This is a genomic window from Baaleninema simplex PCC 7105, from assembly GCF_000332355.1.
Classification (GTDB): Bacteria; Cyanobacteriota; Cyanobacteriia; order Cyanobacteriales; family Geitlerinemataceae; genus Baaleninema; species Baaleninema simplex.
Window position 1 is genome coordinate 611,627 of the sequence record NZ_KB235959.1, and the last position, 5,849, is coordinate 617,475.

Genomic DNA, 5,849 nt, shown 5'->3' on the forward strand with positions numbered 1-5,849 from the left:
ATGCCCGTGGCACTTCTCAGGAATGTCCGGATTGTGGAGTGGAGGTTCGCAAAGACCTCTCAACTCGGATTCATCACTGTCACAACTGCGGGTCAACAAAGCCCCGTGATGTGGCGAGTGGACAAGTTATCTGTACCCGTGGGCAACGGGGAATCGAAACTGCCTGTGGAGGGGAGGCGGCGGGGGCTGAGTTGGCTCAGTCTAGCTGGCACCTGTTGAAGCAGGAAATCTTTGGGGCGACCCAAGGAATCTCCCTGCATACCCGGAACGGGTTGCTGGGAGAGGATGTCAAATGGCATCGACACGCCGAACATCGTCCACACGAACACGCTGACGGAGAGTCTCAGCGATATTCAGGATAAGGATCGTTTTGAGGTGATTCTCGCAAATCCGCCGTTCGGGGGGAAGGAACGGAAGGAGGTCAAGCAGAATTTCCCGATTCAAACCGGGGAAACGGCGTTTCTGTTCTTGCAGCACTTCATCAAGATGCTGAAGCAAGGCGGACGCGCGGCGATCGTTATCAAAAATACGTTTCTCTCGAACGCGGATAATGCTTCAACGTCGCTGCGAGAGGAGTTGTTGACGACGTGCAACCTCCACACGATTCTCGACTGTCCCGGTGGAACGTTTATCGGGGCGGGGGTGAAGACGGTGGTGCTGTTCTTCGAGAAGCGCGATCGCCAGCAGTGGGGAACGGAACCCACTCAGGACGCTGACGGACAGTTACGTTTTGCGACGCCGATGGCGACGGAGAAAATTTGGTATTACCAACTCGATCCGGGGCGCAACCTGGGGAAAACCAACCCCCTCAACGATGAGGATTTGCAAGAGTTTCTCGAGTTACAGGCGACGTTTGCAGAGTCCGAGAAGTCGTGGACGGTGGATGTGGCGGATATCGATCGCGAGACGTTCGATTTGTCGGTGAAGAATCCGAACGCGCCGGAGGAAGACCCGTTGCGAGAGCCGTCTGAGATTATGGCGGAGATTGCGGTGTTGGATCAAGAGAGTGCGGAAATTTTGGCTGAGATTGGAGGGATGATTTGATGTGGTTTCGGCTTCGCTCAACCACCAGGTGGACTCGGTTTCGCTCAACCACCGGGTTGGTTCAAATACCGGGTTGGTTCAAATACCGGGTTGGTTCAAATGGACTCGTATTTGTCAATATGCTGAAGTTAGGTTGCTCGAAGAGGATAGAGTTGAGTAATGCCTTATATGTATATCCTTGAATGTTCGGATGGTTCTTTTTATACAGGAAGCACGAAGGATTTATCTCGGCGCTTATGGCAACATCAAAATGGTTTTGGGGCAAATCATACAAAAAAACGATTGCCTGTGAAGTTGGTGTATGCGGAGTATTACGATCGCGTGGCGGATGCGTTTTATCGAGAAAAGCAGGTACAGGGATGGAGCCGTAAGAAGAAAATCTCGCTAATAAATAGTGATTGGGATCGGCTTCATATTTTAGCAGAATGTCAGAACGACTCACATTATCTAAGGGCTTCCACTGCTGGGGCGGGGGTGGTTTCGGCTCCGCTCAACCACCCCCAATACCATTCTGGTGAGAGCTAAGTCAACTGAACCAACCTATGAGAACTAACCCACGAGAACCAATCCATGAAAACGAACCCATGAAAACGAGCCAACGAGGGCTGAGCGAAGCCGAAGCCCGGCTTATGTTGAAAATGAATAGATGTCTGTTGGAGATTGCGGCATTAGATAACGAGAGTGTGGAAATTTTGGCTGAAATTGGAGGGATGATTTGATGAAGGGGTGGACTAAAAGAAAATTAGGGGCAGTCTGTACTCTTCAAAGAGGATTCGATTTACCTAAAAAATCTAGAAAACAAGGCTGTTATCCTTTATTTAGTTCAAGTGGCTGTATTGATACTCATTCTGAGGCTAAAGTTAAAAGTCCAAATGTTGTTACAGGAAGAAGTGGAAGTATCGGATCTGTGTTTTTTGTCGATGAGGATTTCTGGCCTCTCAATACAACGCTTTATGTAAAAGACTTTCATGGCAATAATCCTCGATTTATATTTTATTTGCTCAAAAATCTAAATCTAAACCGATTTGCAAGTGGTAGCGGCGTACCAACACTTAATCGAAATATCGTACATAAAGAATTAGTAAAAGTTCCTTGTTCACTTTCTGAACAAAAACAGATTGTGGCGATACTGGATGAGGCGTTTGAGGGAATCGATCGCGCGATCGCCAACACCGAGAAAAACCTCGCCAACGCCCGCGAACTCTTTGAAAGCTACCTCAACGCCATCTTTACCCAGAAAGGCGATGACTGGATTGAGAAAACACTTAAAGAAGTCTCAACTCAATTCGGAAGAGGTAAATCTAAACATCGACCCCGTAATGACAAAAAACTTTATGGGGGACAATATCCCTTTATTCAAACAGGAGATATTCGGAAATCAAATCATATTATCTCAGAATATTCCCAAACTTATAATGAAGTTGGATTAGCACAGAGTAAGTTATGGCCAAAAGGAACCGTCTGCATAACGATTGCAGCAAACATTGCAGAAACAGGAGTATTGGATTTTAATGCTTGTGTACCAGATAGCATTATTTGCTTAGTGGTAGATGATTGCCAAGCAAATAATATGTTCGTTGAGTATATGCTTCAGGCATTTAAAGTAGTCTTACAAAAAAAAAGGAAGGGTAGCGCACAAGATAATATTAATATGGGAACTTTTAAGAATCAGTTGTTTCCTTTTCCAGACATAGAACTTCAAAAATCTTTGGTTTCCAGACTTGATGCTTTGTCGGAAGCTACGCAACGCCTCGAATCCATCTACCAACGCAAACTCGAAGCTCTGCAAGAACTCAAACAATCCATCTTGCACAAAGCCTTCACCGGAGAACTCACCAATCCTCAAATTAAGGAGGACGTGGCGTGAGCGAACTGGATACCAACGCTGCCGGACTGTTCGACGAGATTCGCCGTCTCATCGACACCGCCCAGCAGCGTGCCGCCACGGCCGTCAACGCCGAACTGACGCTCCTCTACTGGCACGTCGGACATCGCATCCACCGTCAAATTCTCAACGGCGATCGCGCCAGGTACGGCAAACAAATCGTCAGCACCCTCGCCCAACAACTTACCCAAGCCTATGGCAGAGGTTGGAGCAAACGGCAACTGTGGCACTGCGTTCGCTTTGCCGAAGCTTTCCCCGACCGGGAAAAAGTGAACGCAGTGTGTTCACAATTGAGCTGGAGCCATTTTCGGACGCTGAGCAGCATCGACGATTTCCTAAAGCGGGACTTTTACCTCGAACTCGCGCGACTTGAAGGCTGGAGCGTTCGGCAACTCAACGAGCGCATCGACTCAATGCTGTTCGAGCGCACGGCTCTCTCTCGCAAACCCGATCGCGCCATCCGCCAGGAACTCGATCGCCTCAGCCAAGACGATCGGGTGTCTCCCGACTTGCTGCTGAAAGACCCCTACATCCTCGATTTCCTGCAACTGCGCGATCGCTATCTCGAAACCGACCTCGAAGATGCCATCCTGCGCGACCTCGAACAGTTCCTCCTCGAACTGGGGGCGGGGTTTACCTTCGTTGCGCGTCAAAAACGCCTGCAAATCGACAACGACGATTTTTATATCGACCTGCTGTTTTACAACCGCAAGCTAAAACGGCTCGTTGCCATCGACCTCAAACTCGGACGCTTCAAAGCCGAATACAAAGGTCAGATGGAACTCTACCTGCGCTGGCTTGCCAAGCACGATCGCGAACCCGATGAAGCTCTGCCCTTGGGCATTATCCTCTGTGCCGGAAAGCAACCCGAACAAATCGAACTGTTGGAACTGGACAAAAGCGGCATCCACGTCGCCGAATATCTGACGGTGCTGCCTCCCAAACCGGTACTACAAGCCAAGCTCAGCCAAGCGATCGCCGCTGCTAAAAAACGATTTGCCAACCCGGAGGAACTGCCGTGAACGAAGCCGAAACCCGAGCCGAACTTATCGACCCCGCCCTCAAAGAAGCGGGATGGGGTGTCATCGAAGGGAGTCGCGTTCGCCGCGAACTCATCGCCCCCGGTCGTCTCATTGGCAATGGGAGACGAGGTAAGCCCAAATACGCCGATTACGTCCTGGTCTATCGCAACCGAAAACTTGCCGTCATCGAAGCCAAATCCGACGAGTTACAGAAGAGGGAGCAAAGCCCACGTCTTTTAAGCGTGGGACGAACGCGTTGAAGCTTTTAAGCTTCGATGCTCAAATCCGGATTGAGGTACAGGTAGCTAACCTCACAAAAAACCTGGCACCGAAAGGTGAGAACCGATGATTACTGAAGTTTGGCGGTTCCGCGCGGAAAATAGCTCGTGTGGGTAAAAACTTTAAGCGTCAAGCACGGAGACTCAATTTTTTGGCACTCCACTGTACGGTAGGGCATACCGAAACAGGCTCTCTGAAATGGGGGCGAACGCGCCGGCGTGATATTGGCCTCTGGGCATTTGACTTCCGAGGCAAATGTGTAAGCCAGATCGTTGAGCCAAGAATCCCACGAATTCTATTCGTGGGAGTGTCAAACTACACGCAAGGCGTTCAACAGGCGAAAGAGTACGCCGAACGCCTTCAAGTCCGCCACGCCTACTCCACCAACGGCGATCGCCTCTATCGTATCGATATGCACACTGGCGCGGAGGGAGAGGTCAAACGTTATCCTAGCCCCGATGAACTCTGGGCAATGACCTACCCGCACCCCAATAACTGGCGCGATCGCTTCGCCGATGTCCCCTTCGAGGACAAAAGCGGCACTTGGGAAGCTCGTTACTACCAGCACAACGCCATCGCCAAAGCCTTAGACGCCATCGCAGCCGGGCGCGATCGCATCCTGTTGACCCTAGCCACGGGAACCGGAAAAACCTTCATCGCCTTTCAAATCGCCTGGAAACTCTTTCAAAGCCGCTGGAACCTCAGCCGCCAGCCGACTCGTCGCCCTCGAATTCTGTTCCTGGCCGATCGCAACATCCTCGCCAACCAAGCCTTTAACGGTACTTAAACAAATTTCAAGCCCAAACCAAGCCAAAACGCGCTTTGTGAGCGGCAAACAGGTCTCGATTCTCGTTCAGCCATGCCACAAAACGAAAAGACATGGCTGTCCGAAAAGCCTCTAAAGCATCTACAAAAGTTTCCAAAGGTTGGTTCGCCCACTTCCTTCGTAAACCGCCCGTCAACTTATGCCAAAGGATAAAAGTGTAGGCACAAAATACCAAAATTAAATGCCGCTGTAAACTCTTCAAACCTCTCGCCTGGCATTCCCTCCAACCCAACCATCCTTTGGCTTCCCGATAGAAGACTTCTACCCAGTTTCGCCCTGAGTAAGTGTTCACGACCCATTCGGCAGTCACTTTTTCGGAGTCTTCATTCGTGATAAAATAATCAATTTCTGTCGCGTCCGCATAAGAACTTGCATTCATGACGATAGCAAAGGTTCTTTCTCCTTGTAGACGTGACAGGGGTACATCTCAAAAATGTAAATTTATCGAATTGGGCGCACTCAATTTCCAGATCCCCGGCATCTCCAAGATGCCGGGGATCTTATACCGGAAGTGCTAATTGGGAATTTTTCCACCCAAAACTGATGTTTTTGCAAAAGTGAGATGCACCCGATGCGATCGCTACTTTTAAAAACCGTTTCTTGAGATAAAAAGCGAGTAGTAAAACGCGAATTTCGACCGTATAATAAACTGCACGACAACGAGTAACCTGCAACCTTCTCCCCCTCTCCCTTTCTCCCCCTCTCCCTTTCTCCCCCTCTCCCCCTTTCCCTTTCTCCCCCTCTCCCCCTCTCCCTTTCTCCCCCTCTCCCTTTCTCCCCCTCTCCCCCTCTC

7 protein-coding genes and 3 pseudogenes are annotated in these 5,849 nt (G+C 49.9%); 8 read left to right on the forward strand and 2 right to left on the reverse strand.

The window, feature by feature from the left end:
• From GEI7105_RS35350 to GEI7105_RS0122665, 8 genes and pseudogenes are all read left to right on the forward strand, one after another.
• On the forward strand, nt 1-362 hold a 362-nt coding region (locus tag GEI7105_RS35350), incomplete at its 5' end, for a zinc ribbon domain-containing protein (RefSeq protein WP_144054012.1).
• Entirely contained in the window at nt 286-1,044 is a 759-nt protein-coding gene (locus GEI7105_RS31950) for an HsdM family class I SAM-dependent methyltransferase (RefSeq protein WP_017662693.1), read from the forward strand. The genes GEI7105_RS35350 and GEI7105_RS31950, both read left to right, overlap by 77 nt.
• A 159-nt stretch (nt 1,045-1,203) precedes the next feature.
• Nucleotides 1,204-1,569 carry a GIY-YIG nuclease family protein gene (locus GEI7105_RS31955; protein ID WP_035493672.1) on the forward strand — a complete coding sequence of 122 codons (366 nt, stop codon included), beginning with the start codon at nt 1,204-1,206 and terminating at the stop codon, nt 1,567-1,569.
• A gap of 59 nt (nt 1,570-1,628) precedes the next feature.
• Nucleotides 1,629-1,763: a hypothetical protein gene (locus GEI7105_RS40600; RefSeq protein ID WP_017662695.1), complete on the forward strand. Its 135-nt coding sequence runs from the start codon at nt 1,629-1,631 to the stop codon at nt 1,761-1,763.
• Nucleotides 1,763-2,911 (forward strand): restriction endonuclease subunit S, encoded by a 1,149-nt coding sequence (locus GEI7105_RS0122650; protein ID WP_071592105.1) that lies wholly within the window; start codon nt 1,763-1,765, stop codon nt 2,909-2,911. The genes GEI7105_RS40600 and GEI7105_RS0122650 overlap by 1 nt, the downstream gene beginning before the upstream one ends.
• Nucleotides 2,908-3,951, forward strand: a complete 1,044-nt coding sequence (locus GEI7105_RS0122655) for a PDDEXK nuclease domain-containing protein (RefSeq protein ID WP_017662697.1) — start codon at nt 2,908-2,910, stop codon at nt 3,949-3,951. The genes GEI7105_RS0122650 and GEI7105_RS0122655 overlap by 4 nt, the downstream gene beginning before the upstream one ends.
• Nucleotides 3,948-4,172 (forward strand): annotated as a pseudogene (locus GEI7105_RS0122660) (hypothetical protein); the annotation flags it as partial. The gene GEI7105_RS0122655 and the pseudogene GEI7105_RS0122660, both read left to right, overlap by 4 nt.
• 377 nt (nt 4,173-4,549) lie before the next feature.
• Nucleotides 4,550-5,008 (forward strand): annotated as a pseudogene (locus GEI7105_RS0122665) (DEAD/DEAH box helicase family protein); the annotation flags it as partial.
• A 16-nt stretch (nt 5,009-5,024) separates the two neighbouring features.
• Here GEI7105_RS0122665 and GEI7105_RS31960 read toward each other — a convergent pair.
• Nucleotides 5,025-5,474 (reverse strand): annotated as a pseudogene (locus GEI7105_RS31960) (transposase); the annotation flags it as partial.
• Between the two features lie 168 nt (nt 5,475-5,642).
• On the reverse strand, nt 5,643-5,849 hold a 207-nt coding region (locus tag GEI7105_RS31965; protein ID WP_158413250.1), incomplete at its 5' end, for a hypothetical protein.